This window comes from Phenylobacterium sp., from assembly GCF_036264965.1.
In the GTDB taxonomy this organism is placed as follows: domain Bacteria; phylum Pseudomonadota; class Alphaproteobacteria; order Caulobacterales; family Caulobacteraceae; genus Phenylobacterium.
The window spans coordinates 1-18,283 of record NZ_DATAPY010000024.1; the positions used below are offsets into that span (position 1 = coordinate 1).

19 protein-coding genes are annotated in these 18,283 nt (G+C 66.9%); 15 read left to right on the forward strand and 4 right to left on the reverse strand.

Annotation, left to right across the window (positions count from 1 at the left end; genetic code table 11):
* Positions 1 to 126 precede the first annotated feature (126 nt).
* The 4 genes from VHS75_RS02710 (at position 127) to VHS75_RS02725 (ending at position 3,012) form a co-directional block, all read left to right on the forward strand.
* Positions 127 to 1,113 carry a hypothetical protein gene (locus VHS75_RS02710; protein ID WP_329637066.1) on the forward strand — a complete coding sequence of 329 codons (987 nt, stop codon included), beginning with the start codon at positions 127 to 129 and terminating at the stop codon, positions 1,111 to 1,113.
* Positions 1,114 to 1,187: 74 nt separating this feature from the next.
* Positions 1,188 to 1,535, forward strand: coding sequence for a helix-turn-helix transcriptional regulator (locus VHS75_RS02715; RefSeq protein WP_329637067.1), 348 nt, complete (start codon positions 1,188 to 1,190; stop codon positions 1,533 to 1,535).
* On the forward strand, positions 1,532 to 2,068 hold the full coding sequence (locus tag VHS75_RS02720) for a hypothetical protein (RefSeq protein ID WP_329637068.1): 537 nt from the start codon (positions 1,532 to 1,534) through the stop codon (positions 2,066 to 2,068). The genes VHS75_RS02715 and VHS75_RS02720 overlap by 4 nt, the downstream gene beginning before the upstream one ends.
* 275 nt (positions 2,069 to 2,343) lie before the next feature.
* Complete coding sequence (locus tag VHS75_RS02725; RefSeq protein ID WP_329637069.1) at positions 2,344 to 3,012, forward strand: hypothetical protein; 669 nt, start codon at positions 2,344 to 2,346, stop codon at positions 3,010 to 3,012.
* A 123-nt stretch (positions 3,013 to 3,135) separates the two neighbouring features.
* Here the strand turns inward: VHS75_RS02725 and VHS75_RS02730 are convergent, their stop codons facing one another.
* Positions 3,136 to 3,318 carry a hypothetical protein gene (locus VHS75_RS02730; RefSeq protein ID WP_329637070.1) on the reverse strand — a complete coding sequence of 61 codons (183 nt, stop codon included), beginning with the start codon at positions 3,316 to 3,318 and terminating at the stop codon, positions 3,136 to 3,138.
* A 116-nt stretch (positions 3,319 to 3,434) separates the two neighbouring features.
* Between VHS75_RS02730 and VHS75_RS02735 the strand changes: the two genes are divergently transcribed.
* The 4 genes from VHS75_RS02735 to folP all read left to right on the forward strand — a co-directional run bounded on the left by VHS75_RS02735 (position 3,435) and on the right by folP (position 8,475).
* Entirely contained in the window at positions 3,435 to 4,928 is a 1,494-nt protein-coding gene (locus VHS75_RS02735) for a recombinase family protein (protein WP_329637071.1), read from the forward strand.
* Positions 4,929 to 5,071: 143 nt separating this feature from the next.
* On the forward strand, positions 5,072 to 5,308 hold the full coding sequence (gene rpsU / locus VHS75_RS02740) for a 30S ribosomal protein S21 (protein WP_199622309.1): 237 nt from the start codon (positions 5,072 to 5,074) through the stop codon (positions 5,306 to 5,308).
* A gap of 213 nt (positions 5,309 to 5,521) precedes the next feature.
* Positions 5,522 to 7,402 (forward strand): ATP-dependent zinc metalloprotease FtsH, encoded by a 1,881-nt coding sequence (ftsH, locus tag VHS75_RS02745; RefSeq protein WP_329637072.1) that lies wholly within the window; start codon positions 5,522 to 5,524, stop codon positions 7,400 to 7,402.
* 275 nt (positions 7,403 to 7,677) lie between these two features.
* Positions 7,678 to 8,475 (forward strand): dihydropteroate synthase, encoded by a 798-nt coding sequence (gene folP, locus VHS75_RS02750; protein WP_329637073.1) that lies wholly within the window; start codon positions 7,678 to 7,680, stop codon positions 8,473 to 8,475.
* On the opposite strand, the gene VHS75_RS02755 is transcribed toward folP, so the two are convergent.
* Together VHS75_RS02755 and VHS75_RS02760 are read right to left on the reverse strand one after the other, a co-directional pair.
* Positions 8,454 to 8,972, reverse strand: a complete 519-nt coding sequence (locus VHS75_RS02755) for an SRPBCC family protein (RefSeq protein ID WP_329637074.1) — start codon at positions 8,970 to 8,972, stop codon at positions 8,454 to 8,456. The two genes, folP and VHS75_RS02755, sit on opposite strands and share 22 nt — an antisense overlap.
* A complete protein-coding gene (locus VHS75_RS02760) occupies positions 8,969 to 9,271 on the reverse strand; it encodes a metalloregulator ArsR/SmtB family transcription factor (protein ID WP_329637075.1) in 303 nt (100 codons plus the stop codon). Before VHS75_RS02760 ends, VHS75_RS02755 begins: the two co-directional genes overlap by 4 nt.
* Before the next feature lie 85 nt (positions 9,272 to 9,356).
* On the opposite strand from VHS75_RS02760, the gene thiD reads away from it, so the two are divergent.
* The 3 genes from thiD (at position 9,357) to VHS75_RS02775 (ending at position 11,623) form a co-directional block, all read left to right on the forward strand.
* Complete coding sequence (gene thiD, locus VHS75_RS02765) at positions 9,357 to 10,160, forward strand: bifunctional hydroxymethylpyrimidine kinase/phosphomethylpyrimidine kinase (protein ID WP_329637076.1); 804 nt, start codon at positions 9,357 to 9,359, stop codon at positions 10,158 to 10,160.
* Positions 10,157 to 10,729 (forward strand): nucleotidyltransferase family protein, encoded by a 573-nt coding sequence (locus VHS75_RS02770; RefSeq protein ID WP_329637077.1) that lies wholly within the window; start codon positions 10,157 to 10,159, stop codon positions 10,727 to 10,729. Before thiD ends, VHS75_RS02770 begins: the two co-directional genes overlap by 4 nt.
* A 75-nt stretch (positions 10,730 to 10,804) precedes the next feature.
* A complete protein-coding gene (locus VHS75_RS02775) occupies positions 10,805 to 11,623 on the forward strand; it encodes a PhzF family phenazine biosynthesis protein (protein ID WP_329637078.1) in 819 nt (272 codons plus the stop codon).
* Positions 11,624 to 11,816: 193 nt separating this feature from the next.
* Here VHS75_RS02775 and VHS75_RS02780 read toward each other — a convergent pair whose 3' ends face one another.
* The gene (locus VHS75_RS02780; RefSeq protein ID WP_329637079.1) at positions 11,817 to 13,781 is read right to left on the reverse strand and encodes an ATP-binding protein; all 1,965 of its coding nucleotides are present in this window, start codon (positions 13,779 to 13,781) and stop codon (positions 11,817 to 11,819) included.
* A gap of 221 nt (positions 13,782 to 14,002) precedes the next feature.
* On the opposite strand from VHS75_RS02780, the gene VHS75_RS02785 reads away from it, so the two are divergent.
* From VHS75_RS02785 to serA, 4 genes are all read left to right on the forward strand, one after another.
* The gene (locus tag VHS75_RS02785; protein WP_329637080.1) at positions 14,003 to 14,335 is read left to right on the forward strand and encodes a hypothetical protein; all 333 of its coding nucleotides are present in this window, start codon (positions 14,003 to 14,005) and stop codon (positions 14,333 to 14,335) included.
* A 90-nt stretch (positions 14,336 to 14,425) separates the two neighbouring features.
* Entirely contained in the window at positions 14,426 to 14,866 is a 441-nt protein-coding gene (locus VHS75_RS02790) for a hypothetical protein (protein ID WP_329637081.1), read from the forward strand.
* Between the two features lie 122 nt (positions 14,867 to 14,988).
* Complete coding sequence (locus VHS75_RS02795) at positions 14,989 to 16,170, forward strand: phosphoserine transaminase (RefSeq protein ID WP_329637082.1); 1,182 nt, start codon at positions 14,989 to 14,991, stop codon at positions 16,168 to 16,170.
* Positions 16,171 to 16,297: 127 nt separating this feature from the next.
* Positions 16,298 to 17,872 (forward strand): phosphoglycerate dehydrogenase, encoded by a 1,575-nt coding sequence (serA, locus tag VHS75_RS02800; RefSeq protein ID WP_329637083.1) that lies wholly within the window; start codon positions 16,298 to 16,300, stop codon positions 17,870 to 17,872.
* Positions 17,873 to 18,283 lie beyond the last annotated feature (411 nt).

Consider the following 18,283-nt stretch of genomic DNA (forward strand, 5'->3'; position numbering starts at 1 on the left):
AACGCCTCAACCTGATCGCCGCGCCGCGTCACACAAGGCCCCTTGCGCTCGTGTCGCGGCGCGTCAATCATCACTCCGCCGCGACTGTCATGTCTCATCCTGATTGACGCGCGAGTCTCATCCGGTTTGTCGCGCCACACCTTCACCGACCTGCCGTATCTCCGCCTGCGTGGCGACTACGGAAGCGGCAAGACCCGCGCCCTCCAGACCATCGGCTCCCTTTGCTACAAGCCGTTCTTCGCGAGCGGCGCCTCTACCGTCTCGCCGATCTTCCACATTCAAGACGCCTTCCAGGGCACGCTCATTCTGGACGAGGCGGACTTCCGCTTCTCGGACGCGAGCAGCGAACTGATCAAGGTGCTGAACAACGGCACCACGCGCGGCATGCCGGTGCTTCGGACGATGACCAACCGGAACCGGGAGCTGAACCCCCAAGCCTTCCGCGTCTTCGGGCCGAAGATCGTCGCCATGCGCGAGCACTACTCGGACCTGGCGCTTGAGAGCCGCTTCCTGACGTACGAGACCAGCGGCCGAAGCCTCCGCCCCGATGTCCCGGCGCACCTCCCCGAAGTCTTCACGTCCGAGGCTCGCGAGCTGCGGAACTCGCTCCTGGCTTGGCGATTCCGCTCGCGCTTCTCCGTCGGTCCCGATCCCTCGCGCCAGGCGCGCGGCGTAGCGCCGCGCTATCGTCAGTCCTCGCTCGCGCTTCTGTCGCTCGTTGACGACGAGGCCCTGCGCGGACGCATCACCCGCGAGCTTGCGGGCGAGGAGGCGCGCGTCCTCCAAGAGCGCGCCGACACCCTCGAAGCCGCAATGCTTCGCGCCATCGTCGAGACGTTCGAGCGCACCACCGGCCCACACGCATCCATCAACGACATCGCGACGCGCTTCAATGCGGCCGGCGGCGACGAGCCCGCTCGCGCCATGACGAACAAGTGGGTCGGGGGGTTCATCAGGCGAAAGCTGCGCCTTCCGACGCAGAAGAGCCGCGGTGTGTACGTTGTGTCCGCGACCGAGCGCGCGAAGGTCGTCGCGCTGGCTGAGCGCTTCGGCGTTGGTGCTCGTCGCAATCCCCAGAGTTATGAACAAGAACCGGGGCGGCAGGACGCATAGTCAGAAGCGGACGCCGTGCGCGTTTTGCGCGCGGCGTCGAAAATTGGAGTGTTATCAACTAATTACACGTTCATATGAAAGACTGTTCGTTCAACTATGTGCGGACTCATCGCGAGCGACATGCGCTTACCGTCGACGAGCTGGGCCACCTCACGGGCCATGCGTCGAGCGGCATAACGAAGATCGAAAGCGGGGATCGCCTCCCGTCGCTTGCGGTCGCCCTCGGGCTGCAAGTGATCTTCGGGCTCGCGCCGCGCGAGATGTTCCCGGACGTGTTCGGCTGCATCGAGGAGGCGGTGATGCGGCGCGCCAAATCGCTCTACGATGAGATGGAGGGGCGCGACGATCGCCGTTCCATTGCCAAGCGCGCGCTGTTTGACGAAATGGCGGCCCGAGCAGGCACTAGCGACATCGACCTATGACGGGAACGCCACTTGGTCGTTCACTGGTGCTGGCCATCCACCTTTCGGCGCGCGGCTTCGGCTGGGCGGTCTTCGAAAATCCGCTGTCGCATGTCGCCGCTGGCGTCTTTACCCCGACCCGGTGCAAGGACGACCGCTGCATCCAAAAGATCGACCGCCTCCTCGGGCGCTATCAGCCCGAGACGGTGATCTTGGAAGCGTTCGATCCTAAACGGTCGCGGCAGCAGGTGCGAAAGCAGGACCTCGGCCACCGGCTGGTTTCGCTGGTTAGGGGCCGCGCGCACGACCTGGCGATCCTCACCCATTCAGAGGTCCAGGCCGCGTTCGCCGATGTTGGCGCGCGGACGCGTGAAGAGATCGCGGACGCCATCCACCGAAGCGTGCCGGCCCTTGCGTACCGGTTGCCGAAGCCTCGGACGCCGGGCGACAGCGAGCGGAAGGCGCTCCCGATGTTCTCGGCCGCCGCGCTCGTGTTCACGCACTACCGAAACGGAGCGACCGCGCTCCTCGATGATTTGAGGGACGCGGCCTAGCTCCGAGACCTTGTGAAGTCTACGCCCCGCAGGTTAGCCTGCGGGGCGTCGGCTACTCTACCACAGTCCACTTAAATATTCACGGAAGCCACGTCTTGCGCTATTCTATGGTTCTGAAGTGGAGTGCAGCTACGTCCGGTGAAGCGGTTAGGTCTGTCGGGATTTGGATCAAGGGTTCAACCGGAGGCCAGGCGAGGGGAGAGAGCTCTGAGCACCACGCGGCGCGCGCCCGTGCATAAGCGCGTACCAACACAATCGCGAGGCTGTGGAGTCTGATGGAGAAATTCGCCGCTGGAAACCTCATGCCGGTCATCGCAAGCATGATGCAGCTTTCACAAGTAGCATCGACAGATCGGGCAAATCGCGAACTACCCGCCGATGCCAAGGCGCGAGCGGACGGTATCCTCTTTCAGGCCAGTTATATCTGTACTCAGGCCGGTCTTGCCGAGTCACTGGCGATGATTGTGCGCCTAAACGAGCAATTCCAGACGGCGGTGACGTGCGCCGAGCTTCAGCATACCTTCCACCAGCTCATGCGCCTGATCGAGAGCGAAATGGACAAAAAGCTGTTCCTCGTCGTTCAGCCCGACACTGCAGAGTATTTTGATCAAGAAGCGCTATTTGGGCCGGAGGTCTATGAAGCCTTCGTCACCCCGCGAGAGGACATCAGGGAAGCGGGAAGCTGCTACGCGCTTGGTCGATACACGGCTTGTGTTCACCACTGCATGCGCGCGCTTGAGCCCGCGCTTGAGGTCATGGCGTCCGACCTCAATGTGCCTTTCGGCGTGGATCACTGGAATGCGCTCATTGAGCAAATCGAGTCCCGGATTCGAGAGGCCGGAAAGGCCCTGCCACGGGCGTCGAGAAGAATGATCGCCTACAATTCCTCGCCGAAGCGGCGAAGGAATTCGTCTACTTCAAGGACGGCTGGCGCAACTACGTAGCTCACGCCAAGGCGTCCTATAGTGGGGATCAGGCATTGACCGGCATCACCCACACTCGCGCCTTCATGAAGGTGCTGGCGACGCGCCTTGTCGAGTGGACGGCACCGCCCGCTACCGCCTGAGCTAAGACCGGCGGCCGTCCTTTTCCTTCGCCACGCCCTTGAAGATTCCGCCGCTCGTCTTCACGGCCATGAACTTGCCGTCGCCATCGTTACGCTTCGTGTAGAGCCCGGTCTTCGGGTTCTGCACCTGGCTGCGGCCCGACACCGAGCCCTTACGGTAGTTGTCGTTCGTGTTCTTCGCCATGGCGGTTCCTTCCTAAGCTCAATCTCAGATGGGATTTCCGTCGCCAAAGCGCCAGTGTGGATTCACCAGTTAGTCACGTTGGTGTATCCTTTTTGTTCCAAAAGCGGAGCGCGCCCATGTCCGGTGAAGCGGTTAGGTCGGTCGGGATTTGGATCAGGGTTTCAACGGAAGACCAGGCGAAGGGCGAGAGCCCGGAACACCACGAGAAGCGCGCACGCGCATACTGCGAAGCCAAAGGCTGGCACGTCGCGGAGGTCTACCACCTCGAAGGGACGTCCGGAAAAACCGTCATGGGCCATCCAGAGGCCGCGCGCATGCTCGTGGACATTCGCCGCGGGACCATTTCCGCGCTCGTCTTCTCGAAGCTCGCGCGGCTGGCGCGCAACACCAAGGAGCTTCTCGAATTCGCGGAAATCTTCCGCACCTGTAGCGCGGACCTTGTGTCGCTTCAGGAAGCCATCGACACCTCGACGCCCGCGGGCCGCCTGTTCTTCACGATGATCGCCGCGATGGCGCAGTGGGAACGCGAGGAGATCGCGGACCGAGTGTCCGCTTCGGTGGCGATTCGCGCGAAGCTCGGTAAATCCACCGGCGGCGCAGCCCCTTACGGATACCGCTGGGTCGACAAGAAGCTAGAGCCGGATCCGGAGGAAGCTCCCGTGCGGGTCCTCATGCACGAGCTGTTTGCCGAGCACGGCAAGATCAAGCGTGTGGCCCGCATCCTCACGGAGCGTGGCTACCGCACCCGCAAAGGCGCGGCATTCACGGACAGCACCATCGCGCGGCTGCTCGAAGACCCGACCGCCAAAGGCCTTCACCGGGTGAACTACACGCGCACCGACGACAACCGGAAGGCCTGGGTCCGCAAGCCAGAGGAGGAGTGGCTGTACCACCCGGTGCCGGCCATCATTTCCGAAGAGCTGTGGGAGCGCTGCGCGAGCCGCCAGCGCAACACCGCGCCGGGGCGCGGCGCGGTGCATCTCTTCGCCGGCTTCGCGTACTGCGCCTGCGGGACGAAGATGTATGTCTGGACCCACTCGCCGAAATACATCTGCGCGGGCTGCCGCAATAAGATGCCGATCGACGACCTCGAAGAGGTCTTCCGCGCGCAGCTCACGCAGTTCCTCATCTCGCCGGACGAAGTCGCCGCGCACACCGAAGCGGCGAGCGAGGCGGTGAAGAGCAAGGAGGGGCTCGTCGCGAGCGCAGAGAGCGAGCTGCGCAAGATCGCCGCGGAGAGCGATAAGCTCTATCAGCTCTATCTTGCGGCCAGCCTCACGAAGGAAGACTTCGGACGCCTGCACCGACCGCTTGCGGCCCGCCGCAGCCAGCTCGAAGACGAACTGCCCCGTCTCCAGGCGGACCTTGCCGTGCTCCGGATCGGCATCGTGTCGCGTGAGGCAGCGCTCTCGGATGCACGAGACTTAGCCAGCCGCTGGGGAGCCATGCCGTTCCCCGAACGCCGGCAGATCGTGGAGACGATCACGGACCGGATCGTGATCGGAAAAGGCGAAGTCGAAATCACTTTACTCTACTCGCCTTCGCGAAATGACGGCGGAAAAGCAACGCACGCACTCAGCTGCGGCGTGGACATCTCGGGCCTCTTCTGATATCTCGCCGCGCTCAATCCCGAAGGCCACAAGCCTTGGGGACCCCAAATCGTTCTAAAATAGGCCTTTTTGTTCGCTCGCCGCCGCCCCCAAGCTAGGGAGCCAGGGGGCCGGGCGGATAGCGATCAACAGGAGAGAGAACCCTGGTTCAGATTTTCGTCCGCGACAACAACGTCGACCAAGCCTTGAAGGCGCTGAAGAAGAAGATGCAGCGCGAAGGCTCGTTCCGCGAAATGAAGCGGCACGTCCATTACGAAAAGCCCTCGGAAAAGCGCGCTCGCCAGAAGGCGGAAGCCGTGCGCCGGGCGCGCAAGCTGGCCCGCAAGCGCGCTCAGCGCGAAGGCCTGATCGCCGCGCCGAAGAAGCCGGCGCCGCGGTAGGCTTTCTTAAGGGCTTTCGGTAGCGCTTAATTCAGTAAATTCATGCCTATCTAGGGGCCGCGTCCATCAGGCGCGGCCCTTCGTATTTGGGATCGTAGTCACGGTTGAGGCGCGGTCTTAGGTCGCGCTTCGTCCGGCCAACTGGTGAAACCGGGTCAAGGCTCCTATCTTGGGAGTTTCGGCGCCAAGCCCTTTTTGAGGCGGTCCATACCTATGAACCTGCGCAATCTAGCCATCTGGGGCGTTATCGTCGTCGTCCTGATCGGCCTCTACTCGATGGTCACCGGCGGTGGCCAAAAGGGCGCCAACGCCGGCGAGATCACCTATTCGCAGCTGCTGCAGAAGGTGAACGCGGGCCAGGTGAAGGCCGCGGACATCCAGGGCGCGAAGGTGACCGTCACCGACGGGACCAACAAATCCTTTAGCGCGATGACGCCGAACAACCAGGATGACCTGGTGCGCCGCCTCGAAAGCCAGGGCGCGAACATCTCGGTGAAGTCGGCCGGCGGCTCGCCGCTGCTGAACTTCGTGCTGAGCAGCCTTCCGATCCTGCTGCTGGTGGGCGTGTGGATCTTCTTCATGCGCCAGATGCAGGGCGGCGCGCGCGGCGCGATGGGCTTCGGCAAGTCCAAGGCCCGCCTGCTGACCGAGAACAAGAACCGCGTCACCTTCGACGACGTGGCCGGCGTGGAAGAGGCCAAGGAAGAGGTCGTCGAGATCGTCGACTTCCTGAAGGACCCGCAGAAGTTCCAGCGCCTGGGCGGCAAGATCCCGAAGGGCGCCCTGCTGATCGGCCCTCCGGGCACCGGCAAGACCCTGCTGGCCCGCGCTATCGCCGGCGAGGCTGGCGTGCCGTTCTTCACGATCTCCGGTTCGGACTTCGTGGAAATGTTCGTGGGCGTCGGCGCGAGCCGCGTGCGCGACATGTTCGAGCAGGCCAAGAAGAACGCCCCCTGCATCATCTTCATCGACGAAATCGACGCCGTCGGCCGCCACCGTGGCGCGGGCCTGGGCGGCGGCAACGACGAGCGCGAGCAGACGCTGAACCAGCTGCTGGTCGAGATGGACGGCTTCGAGGCGAACGAAGGCATCATCCTGATCGCCGCCACCAACCGCCCCGACGTGCTGGATCCGGCGCTGCTGCGTCCCGGCCGCTTCGACCGCCAGGTCGTGGTGCCGAACCCCGACGTGAACGGCCGCGAGCGCATCCTGCGCGTGCACATGAAGAACGTGCCCCTGGCCGCCGACGTCGAGACCAAGGTCATCGCCCGCGGGACCCCCGGTTTCTCCGGCGCGGACCTGTCCAACCTGGTCAACGAAGCCGCGCTGATGGCCGCGCGGAAGAACCGCCGCATGGTGACCATGCGCGACTTCGAAGAGGCCAAGGACAAGGTCATGATGGGCGCCGAGCGCCGCTCGATGGTCATGACCGAGGACGAGAAGAAGAACACCGCCTACCACGAAGGCGGCCACGCCCTGGTGGCGCTGACGGTCCCCTCGGCGGACCCGGTGCACAAGGCGACGATCATCCCGCGCGGCCGGGCTCTGGGCATGGTGATGCAGCTGCCGGAAGGCGACCGCTACTCCATGAACTACGAGCAGATGACCTCGCGCCTGGCGATCATGATGGGTGGCCGCGTCGCCGAAGAGCTGATCTTCGGCAAGGACAAGGTGACCTCCGGCGCCTCCAGCGACATCCAGGCGGCCACGGGCCTGGCCCGCAACATGGTCACGCGCTGGGGCTACTCCGACAAGCTGGGCCTAGTGTCCTATGGCGACAACCAGGAAGAGGTCTTCCTCGGCCACTCGGTGTCCCGCACCCAGAACGTCTCCGAAGAGACCGCCAACATCATCGACGCCGAAGTGAAGCGCCTGGTGCAGAACGGCTATGACGAGGCCAAGCGGATCCTCACCGAAAAGCTCGAGGACCTGCACATCCTGGCCAAGGCCCTGCTCGAGTACGAGACGCTCAGCGGCGACGAGATCATCGGCGCGCTGAAGGGCGTGGCCCCGAACCGCGAAGACGCCGACGCCAAGCGGCCGATGGGTCCCGCCGTGGCGGTGCCGATCTCGCCCAAGCCCGAGCCGGCGTGAGCCGAGCGCAACTGAACTGACGACGAAGGGCGGCCACCGGCGACGGGGCCGCCCTTTTTCCTGGGCAACGTCCCGGAGGTTCCCCTCCCCCTTGCGGGGAGGGGTCAGGGGTGGGGATGCAAGCTGTGAGTCTGCCGCCCTGGCCCCGAAAAGCTAAGCCGATACCCCCATACCCAACCCTCTCCCCGCAAGGGGGAGAGGGCTCTGGCTCCAACCTGACGCGTGTTATCACCGGCCCAATGACCTCGATCTCCACCCTCCGGCCTGTGAAAGTCATGGGCGTGATCAACGTCACGCCAGACAGCTTCTCCGACGGCGGCCGGTTCGCTGCGCCTGAGGCGGCCCTGGCGCAGGCCCGGCGGCTGATCGCCGAGGGCGCCGACATCCTCGATATCGGCGGTGAGTCCACCCGACCGGGCGCCGCGCCGGTCGCGGAGGCGCAGGAAATCGACCGGATCGTCCCGCTGATCCGCGCCATCCGCGCCGAGAGCGCCGTCCCAATCTCCGTCGACACCATGAAGCCGGCGGTGGCCCGCGCGGCGGCCGAGGCCGGCGCCACGATGTGGAACGACGTCACCGCCCTGCGTCATTCGCCCGACAGTCTGGCCGTCGCGGCGGAGCTCGGCTGCGAGGTCGTGCTGATGCACATGCAGGGCGAGCCGGGGACCATGCAGGCCGAGCCGCACTACGACGACGTGGTGGAGGAGGTCGCGGCCTTCCTCGCCAAGCGCGCGGCCGAGGCCATGGCCGCCGGGGTGGCGCAGGACCGCATCTGGCTCGACCCCGGCGTGGGCTTTGGCAAGCACCGCATCCGGCACAACCTGCCGCTGATCGCGGGCCTCGACCGGATCGTGGCCCTGGGCTTTCCGGTCCTGCTGGGCGTCAGCCGCAAGAGCTTCATCGGCGCCCTCGACGAGGGCGCTGACGCCGATCACCGACTGGGCGGCTCCATCGCCGCCGCCCTGGCCGGGGCGGCGGCCGGCGTCGTGGCGGTGCGGGTCCACGACGTGCGAGAGACCGTGCAGGCCCTGCGCGTCTGGCGCGCCATCGCTCAGGCCGGCAGTTTGGGATAGGCGCCGGCCAGGGCGTCCTCGCGGGCGGTCTTGGTCTCCCAGGACGTGGCGCGGCCCTCGATGGCGTCGGGCAGGGCCTCCAGATGGGCGTGCCAGCCGGCGCGCACCCCAGCGCCGGGACCGGCGCGGGGGCTGAGGCCGGAGTGGGTGAGGGTCAGCGCGCAGCCGTCGCCGTCCGGTTCCAGATCGAAGCGCACCAGGGTGTCGCGCCCGCCGATCTCCCAGGTCCAGGCCAGGGCATAGGGCGGATCGCAGACCACGATCTTCATCTCGGCCCCGTGCACATCGTTCCAGTTGAGATGGATCGTCCCGCCGACCCGCAGGTCGACCTTTGCGGTGGCGAACCAGTCGGCGAGGCGCTCGGGGGTGGTGAGGGCGGCCCAGACCTTTTCGATGGGCTTTCGGTAGTAGCGGCGGAAGATCACCTGCAGGGTGTCGTCGCTGGCGGTGACCTCGCCCAAGGGGGCGTCGCTCAGCAGGGTCTGGGTCTCGCTCATTGTTCTTTCTCCAGATGGTCTTCCAGGGCGTCGAGGCGGTCGGCCCAGAAGGTGCGGAAGGGTTTCAGCCAGGCATCGAGCTCGGCCAGTTCGTCGGGTTCGAGGCGGTAGAGGCGGCGTTGGCCGTCCGGCCGCACGCTCACCAGGCCCGCCTCGCGCAGCAGTTTCAGGTGCTTGGAGACCCCGGGCTGGCTGAGGCCGGTGGCCTCCACCAGGTCGCCGGCCGGCCGCTCGCCGGTCCGCAGCAGGTCGAGGATGCGGCGTCGGCTGGGTTCGGCGATGGCTTCAAACGGCGTCATGAAGATATATTCCAAATTAGATATATAACTGTCAAGAGATATCTTTGGGCGGTGCAAATTCGCCGGCGTCGCGCTATCCGGAGCCATGACCTCCCTGGGCCGAGTCCTGATCATCGCCGGTTCGGACTCCGGCGGCGGGGCCGGAATCCAGGCGGACATCAAGACGGTCACCGCGCTGGGCGGCTATGCGGCGACGGCGATCACCGCCGTCACAGTGCAGAACACGCTCGGCGTCAGCGCGGTCCATCCGATCCCGGCGGAGGTCGTCGAGGCGCAGGGCCGCGCGGTGCTGGACGATATCGGCGCCGACGCCATCAAGACCGGCATGCTGGGCGACCTGGCGGTGGTTGAGGCGGTGGCCCGGCTGCTGGACTCCGCGCGTGGCGTTCCCGCCGTCATCGATCCGGTGATGATCGCCAAGGGCGGCGCGGCGCTGCTGTCCCCGGCCGCGACGGGCGCGGTGCGGGCGCTGCTGATCCCCCGCGCCGCCCTGCTCACGCCCAACGCGCCGGAGGCGCAGGTCCTGACCGGCGAGACGGTCGCCACGGCCGACGACCTGCGCCGCGCCGGCGAGGCGCTGCTGATGGCCGGCGCCAGGGCGGTGCTGATGAAGGGCGGCCACGTGCCGGGCAAGCGGGTGATCGACCTCCTGCTGACCCCTGACGGCGAAACGGTCTTCGAGGCCGAGCGCCAGGACACCCGCCACACCCACGGCACCGGCTGCACCCTGGCCTCGGCCTGCGCTACCGGCCTGGCCCAGGGCCTGTCCCTCACCGAGGCGGTCGCCCGCGCCTGGGCCTATGTGCAGGAGGCCATCGCCCGCGCGCCAGGCCTGGGCGCCGGCCACGGCCCGCTCGACCACGGCTGGCCGCTCCGGGGTAAGGCGTGAGCGAAAGCCTCGAACGGCGCCTGGAGGCCATCGTCCGCAGCGGGCCGCGCCTGATGCAGGTGCTCGAGTCGGCGCGCGACCTCGACCTGCCGGACTGGCTGATCTTCTCCGGCGCGGTCTACCAGCGGGTGCTGAACCACCTGACCGGCCGCGACCTGGACTACGGGATCAAGGACTACGACCTCGGCTACTATGACGCCGCCGACATCTCCTACGAGGCCGAGGACGCGGTGATCCGCCGCGCGGCGGCGGCCTTCGCGCCGCCGCTGAGCGAGCTCGTCGAAGTGCGCAACCAGGCCCGCGTGCACCTGTGGTTCGAGGCCAAGTTCGGCGAGGCCTACACGCCGTTGACCAATTCGGCCGAGGCGCTCAGCCGCTTCGTCAGTCCGCTGTTTGCGGTGGCCGTCCGGCTGGAAGGCGACGGACGCCTGACCGTCCTGGCCCCGTTCGGCCTGGACGATCTGTTCGCGCTGCGGCTACGGCCGAATCCCACGCGCCGGACCCATGGCTTCGCCCGCACCGCGGCCTCCGTGACCGCGCGATGGCCGGAGCTTAGCGTAGAGGCTTAGTCAACTGGCTAATTACCCCTTGCCAATCCCAACGCGGCCGCTATCTGCAAACTCCGCCTTTCAAGGGAGTCTCCCATGCGCCAGTGGACCATCGACGCCTTCGCCGCCGCCGCCTTCCGCGGCAACCAGGCCTGCGTGCTCGAGCCCATGGCCGCCTGGCCCGACGCGGCCTGGATGCAGGCCCTGGCCGCGGAGAACAACCAGGCCGAGACCGCCTTCCTGCTCCGCACCAACGACCCCGCCCGCTTCGGCCTGCGCTGGTTCACGCCGGCGCTGGAGGTGCCGCTCTGCGGCCACGCGACCCTGGCCTCGGGCCATGTGCTGTTCTCCGAGCTGGGCGCAGCCGCCGACAAGCTCACCTTCGACACCCAATCGGGCCCGCTCACCGTGCGCCGCGCGGGCGAGGGCTATGAGATGGATTTCCCCGCCCAGCCGCCGACCAAGGTCGCGATACCCACCGGCCTCGCCGACGCCCTGGGCGTCGAGCCCGTCGAGGTCTGGGCCTCGACCTATCTGGTCGCCGTCTTGAAGGACGAGGCCGCCGTCCACGCCTGCGCGCCGGATCTAGCGGCCCTGGAGGCGGTCTCCAGCGGCGCCACCGGCGGCCGCGGCAATGTCGGGATCGCCGCCCTGGCCGATCCGGGCCGGCCCTACGACGTAGTCGACCGCTTCTTCGCCCCCGGCTCCGGCATCCCGGAGGACCCGGCCACCGGCTCCCTGCACACCATCCTCACGCCCCTCTTCGCCGACAAACTCGGTCGCGCGTGGGTCAGGTTCCTGCAGGCCTACCCCGGCCGCGGCGGCGACCTCGACTGCGAACTGGCCGGCGACCGCGTCCTGCTCCGCGGCCAGGCGGTGACGGTGCTGGATGGGACGCTGCGGGTGGCGAGCTGACCGCACCCGAGAAAACGCCCCGAGGCCTCTATCCGACCCCGGGGCGCTCCCGCACTCCGGACCCGGTTCGGCGGTCGCATCGCGTGCGCCCGCCGGAGCCTTGGGCCGGGTATGGCGCTCCAGTCGCCATGGGGCCGATAAGATCATGCGGCGTCTGACGCGGACCTGAGGCCCGCGTTATCCGGCGTTCAGGTTAGGAGCCGACTCCGGCGGCCTGGCTCTCGGCCGCGGCCGGGGTGCGGCCGGAGGCGCCGGTGGCCGCGGCGGTCAGCGCGGCGCTGATCGCTTCATAGAGCTTGGCGATCTCGATCGGCTTGGCCACGTGGCCGTCCATGCCGGCGGCGATGTATTCCTCGACCTGATGGGTCAGGGCGTTGGCGGTGAGCGCCACGATCGGGGTGCGCTTGCGCTGTTCGGCGAGCTCGACGGCGCGGATCTGGCGGGCGGCCTCGATGCCGTCCATCACCGGCATCTGGATGTCCATCAGCACCAGGTCGTAGCCGCCGACCCTCCAGGCGTCGATCGCCTGCTTTCCATCGGCCACGATGTCGATGTCGATGCCCAGGGACTCCATCACCGCGGCCAGCACCTGCTGGTTGGTGGGATTGTCCTCGGCGGCCAGCAGCCGGATGTTGCGGTCGCCGTCGCTGTGCGCGGCGTCGACCGGGATCGCGCCGGCGGCCTCGCCGCGGGTCAGCGGCAATTCGACGGTGAAGGTCGAGCCATGGCCCTCGCGGCTTTCCACGTCGATCGAGCCGCCCATCATCTGGGTCAGCTCGCGGCAGATCGCCAGGCCCAGGCCCGTGCCGCCAAAGCGGCGGGTGGCGGAGTTGTCGGCCTGGGTGAATTTCTCGAACAGCGCCGGCAGCTTCTCGGCGGCGATGCCAACGCCGGTGTCGCGGACCACTAGGCGCAGGCTGTCGCCTCCCGGGCTGACGCCGACGGCGGCCTCTACCGAACCCTGCGGCGTGAACTTGACGGCGTTGGAGAGCAGGTTGCCGACGATCTGGCGCATGCGATCGGCGTCGCCGCGCCACCAGCCCTGGGCCTCGTCGCTGATGGTGAAGCCGAATTCCAGCCCCTTGCCCTGCGCCAGGACCTGGAAGGTCTCCGCCGTCGGCCTCAGGGTGTCGGCGATATCGAAGTCTTCCTTCACCAGGCTGAGCTTGCCGGCTTCGATCTTCGAAAGGTCGAGCACGTCGTTCAGCACAGCCAGCAGCAGGCTGCCGGACTGGCGGATGATGCCCAGGCGTTCGCGCTGGACGTCGGCTAGGTCGCCCAGGGACATCACCTCGGCCATCGCCAGCACCCCGTTCAGCGGCGTGCGGATCTCGTGGCTCATATTGGCCAGGAACTGGGTCTTCAGCACATTGGCGGCGTTGGCCGCGTCGCGGGCGCTCTCCAGGTCGCGCATCGCGGCCTTGAGGTCTTCCTCGCGCTCGCCGAGTTTGCCCAGCAGGTGGTTGAAGCTGGTCGTCAGGCCACGGAACAGCTCGTCCGGCGCCCTCACCTCGATGGGTTCGAAATTGCCGCCGGCGGCGACCTCATGCATGGCGTCCGACAGCCGCTGCACCGGGGCGATCACCCGATGCGCCATGCCGCGCGCCAGGAACAGCGCCACGCCGACGCCGCCGAACAGCAGGGCCGCGGTGAGTGCGATGAATTGCGGGAGCAGGGCGCCCAGCGTGGGCCGGTGGACGCTGAGCGACAGGCGGCCGACCTTGTGGCCGTTGGACACGACGTCGGTCTCGATGACCTCCAGGGGCCCGGGCGCGGCGGGTCCGCTTATCGGGATCGCCGGATTGGGCGGCCGCTGGAAGGTGGCCAAGGGCTTGCCGAGCGGGTCGGTCAGGCGCGCGGACTCGATGTTCTTGCCACCCGCCAGCGCCTGCAGCGCCGCCTGGATGGAGGGCCGGTCGCGGCTGGCGATGGCCGGAGCCTCGGTGGTGGCGGTGATCGCCGCCAGGCCGGCGTACATCTGGTGCGACTGGGTGCGCGCCACGGCCCACTGCTGCAGCATGAACGTCAGGCAGGCCGCAACCAGCACGACGAGCGTCGTGACGAGGCCCACGCCGGCGACGCGGGCGTGAAAGGTGGCGGTCGGCGCTGTGCCGGAAGGGCCGGTCGTCGGGGTCATGGCGCTCGCGTAGGGCCGCACGGGGACCTTCGCTTTAGGCCAACAATCCTAACGTTTCGCTTCCCTGGCGAGCGGTTGTCGAAGGCCGATTGGCCCTCCGAACCGCGAACACTGTTACTCCAAAGCCACAGATACAACTCCCCGGGGAGGAATTTATGGTTAACAACCCATGAATCGATTGCGCGAACCTTAATAATCTATTTACCGTGAATTGTGGTTGTTCACCTAGTTGGGGAATCCTAATGGAAAAAGCGTTTGTGGCTCAGCGAGTGGCCAAGAAGCTGTTCGTCACCGAAGCCGCCGTCGACGGCGCTCTGTCGGAAGCTGCTGAATTGATGAGCGAAGTGCTCACGGCGCGCAAGGAAGTGAACACCTCGCTGGTGTTCGCCGACGACGTGCAAGTGAAGCTGCTGGACGCCATGAAGGCGCTCAGCGAAGCCCGCACGGCTATGGTCGCCGTGCACAACGAACTTAACGAAGCTCAGCTTCGTCTGGGCGTCCGTACGAAGATGGACTTCCAGAAGCCGCAGTCCCTGCAGACTGTTGAGCAAGTCACCGCCCGCAAGGCCGGCTGACCGAAAAGCGCCTCGGTCGGACGATCGAGGCCTTGGTTGCGATAGTTTAACTGGTTCCGCGTCCCTAATGTACGTTAGGGACGCGGAATCATGTCGCCATTCTTAACCTACATACTCCTGTCGCTCCTCCTGGTGACGACCTGCCTGTTCGCCATTTGGAAGGGCGGGCCGGCGGAGCGCGCGGGCGCGGCTGTCGTGCTCGTCATGGTTATCTTCGAGCGCCTCGCCCAGACGGCCATGCCGCAGGGATGGTGGGTGATCCTCGGCCTCTCGTGTGACGCGCTCACGGCGCTCGGTCTTCTGGCCGTGACGTTGCGGTACGCCAGCCTCTGGCTGGGCGGGGCGATGCTGTTCTACGCCGCCCAGTTCACCCTCCACTCGTTCTACTTCGTCACTGGCCGCCCGGACGCCGACCTGCTGCATATGGTCCTGACGGACTTCAACTTCGGGGCGATCCTGGTCTGTCTGGTGGTGGGCACGGTGTTGGCGTGGCGGACCCGGCTGCGCGTCGCCGCTGCCTCTGCGCCATAGCGTCGCTTAAGGGCGCTTCCAGAAACTTTCACTTGCTCCCAGGCCCGAAGCCGGGTTTTTGGCCCGCGGGCCACGCCCTCCCAACGGGGCGCAGTCCATCTGTAAGGATGGGAGACATTGCTATGACGACCCCCGCGAAGCCGGCCATGCGGCCGGCGCGCCCTGAATTTTCATCCGGCCCCTGCGCCAAGCGACCCGGATGGACCCCCGAAAATCTTCGCAACGCCGTCCTGGGACGCTCGCATCGTTCCAAGCTCGGCAAGGCGCGCCTGAAGGAAGCGATCGACCGCACCCGCGAGGTGCTGGAGGTCCCCGACGACTTCCTGATCGGCATCGTGCCGGGGTCTGACACCGGCGCCGTCGAGATGGCCATGTGGTCGATGCTGGGCGCGCGGCCCGTGCAGCTGCTGGCCTTCGAGAGCTTCGGCAAGGATTGGGTGACCGACGTCACCAAGCAGCTGAAGATCGACGCCGAGGTGCTGGACGCCCCCTATGGCGAGCTGCCGGACCTGACCAAGGTCCGCAAGGACGCCGACCTGGTGTTCACCTGGAACGGCACCACCTCCGGCGTGCGCGTGCCGAACGGCGACTTCATCGCCACCGACCGCGAAGGGATCACCATCTGCGACGCCACCAGCGCCGCCTTCGCCCAGGACCTGGCCTGGGACAAGCTCGATGTGGTGACCTTCTCCTGGCAGAAGGCGCTGGGCGGCGAGGCCGCGCACGGGGTCCTGATCCTGTCGCCCCGCGCCGTCGCCCGCCTGGAAAGCTACACGCCCGCCTGGCCCATGCCGAAGCTCTTCCGCATGACCTCCAAGAAGGACGGGGCGAACAAGGTCACCCTCGACATCTTCGAAGGCGCGACCATCAACACGCCCTCGATGCTGGCCGTCGAAGACGCCGTCGACGCGCTCAAGTGGGCCGCCTCGATCGGCGGTCTGGCGGAGATGAAGCGCCGGGCGGACGCCAACCTCGGCGTGCTGGAAGCCTGGGCGCAGAAGACCGCCTGGGTCGCGTTCCTGGCGGCGGATCCCGCGACCCGCTCCAACACCTCGGTGTGCCTGAAGGTCATCGACCCGGCCGTCACCTCGCTCTCGGAGGACGCCCAGGCCGAGTTCGCCAAGAAGCTGGCGGCGCTCCTGGAAAAGGAAGGCGTGGCCCTCGACGTCGGCGGCTACCGCGACGCCCCTCCGGGTCTTCGGATCTGGTGCGGCGCCACGGTGGATGCGTCCGACCTGGAGGCGCTCACCCCCTGGCTCGACTGGGCCTTCGCGTCCGTCTCGGCCGAGCTCCAAGCCGCCTGATCCAAGCCTCCCTTCCCCCTTGCGGGGAAGGGTCGGGGATGGGGGTGAAACACCACCCTCGCCCCGCTTGCACCCCACCCCAACCCCTCCCCGCAAGGGGGAGGGGCTCAAGCACAGAGACCTTCCCATGCCCCGCGTTCTCATCGCCGATTCCCTCAGCCCCGCCGCCCTCGACATCTTCAAGCAGCGCGGCGTCGACGCTGACGTGAAGACCGGCCTTTCCAAGGACGATTTGATCAAGATCATCGGCGACTATGACGGCCTGGTCGTCCGCTCCGACACCAAGCCCAACAAGGACGTCATCGCCGCGGCTGCGCGGCTCAAGGTCATCGGCCGCGCCGGCATCGGCGTCGACAACATCGACATCCCCGCCGCCACCGCCGCCGGGATCGTGGTGATGAACACCCCCTTCGGCAACTCGATCACCACCGCCGAGCACGCCATCGCCATGATGTTTGCGCTCGCCCGCCAGATGCCGGCCGCCGACGTCTCCACCCAGGCCGGCAAGTGGGAAAAGAGCCGCTTCATGGGCGTCGAGCTCTACGCCAAGACGCTCGGCCTGATCGGCGCGGGCAATATCGGCGGCATCGTCGCCGACCGGGCGCTGGGTCTGAAGATGAAGGTCGTGGCCTACGATCCCTTCCTGTCGCCCGAACGCGCGGTGGAGATGGGCGTCGAGAAGGTCGAGCTCGACGAGCTCCTGGCCCGGGCCGACATCATCACCCTGCACACCCCGCTCACCGACAAGACCCGCAACATCCTGTCGGCCGAGAACCTCGCCAAGACCAAAAAGGGCGTGATGATCGTCAACTGCGCCCGCGGCGGGCTGGTGGACGAAGCGGCGCTCCGCGCGGCCCTCGAAAGCGGTCATGTCGGCGGCGCGGGCTTTGATGTCTTCACGACCGAGCCGGCCAGGGAAAACGTCCTGTTCGGCGCGCCCAACTTCGTCGCCACGCCGCACCTGGGCGCCTCCACCAACGAGGCGCAGGAGAACGTCGCCCTGCAGGTGGCCGAACAGATCAGCGACTACCTCCTGACCGGCGCGGTCACCAACGCCCTGAACAGCCCCTCGGTCACCGCCGAAGAGGCGCCGCGCCTGAAGCCCTTCATCGCGCTCGCCGAAAAGCTCGGCGCCTTCGCGGGGCAAATGGTCGACTTCGGGATCAAGGCCATCGACATCGCCTACGAGGGCGATGTGGCGCAGCTCAACGCCAAGCCGCTGACGGCGGCGGCGCTGGCCGGCGTCATGCGGCCCATGCTGGCGGAGATCAACATGGTCTCGGCGCCCGCGGTGGCCAAGGAGCGCGGCATCACCGTCTCGGAAAGCCGCCAGGACGACAGCCCGATCTACGAGAGCCTGATCCGCATCACCGTCACCACGGAGAAGGGCAAGCGCTCCTTCGCGGGCTCCGTTCTGGCCGGCACCCCGCGCGTCGTGGAGGTCAAGGGCATGGACCTCGACAGCCCGTTCAGCCCGACCATGCTCTACGTCAACAACCTCGATAAGCCGGGCTTCATCGGCAACCTCGGCCGCCTGCTGGCCGAGGCCGACGTCAACATCGCCACCTTCAATCTGGGCCGCGTCTCCGCCGGCGACGACGCCATCGCGCTAGTGGGCGTCGACCAGGCGCCGAGCGAAGAGCTGCTGGGCAAGATCCAGGCCCTGCCGCACGTGAAGGAAGCGCGGGCGTTGAGGTTCTGATGGCTGAAGTTTCCTCCTCCCCTTGTGGGAGGAGGTGGCCTGCCCCCGGGCTCGGCCAAAGGCCGACCCGAGGATAAACTCCGCAGGTCGGAGGAGGGGTCTCGCCTGCCTCTCAGCCCAGGTCGTCTAGCGGATCGTCTCCTTCTCCCTGGGGGCCGAAACGCGCCGCGTCCTGGCCTGGGCCTTGGGCTTTGGCAGGAGCCGGAACCGCGTCTGGCACCATGCGAAATCAACGCCCACGTCGAGCAAGGCGTCGGACCGTCCGCACGGGCAGGCAAATTCCATGACCGAAATGACCCGGTAGGTCTCTCCGGCTCGCAGAGGAACGGGCCGTCCCGTGGCATGGTTTGGGGCCGCGTTGACGCACAGAACCAGATCGCCGGGGCCGACAGCGTCGCTCATCGCTCTCAT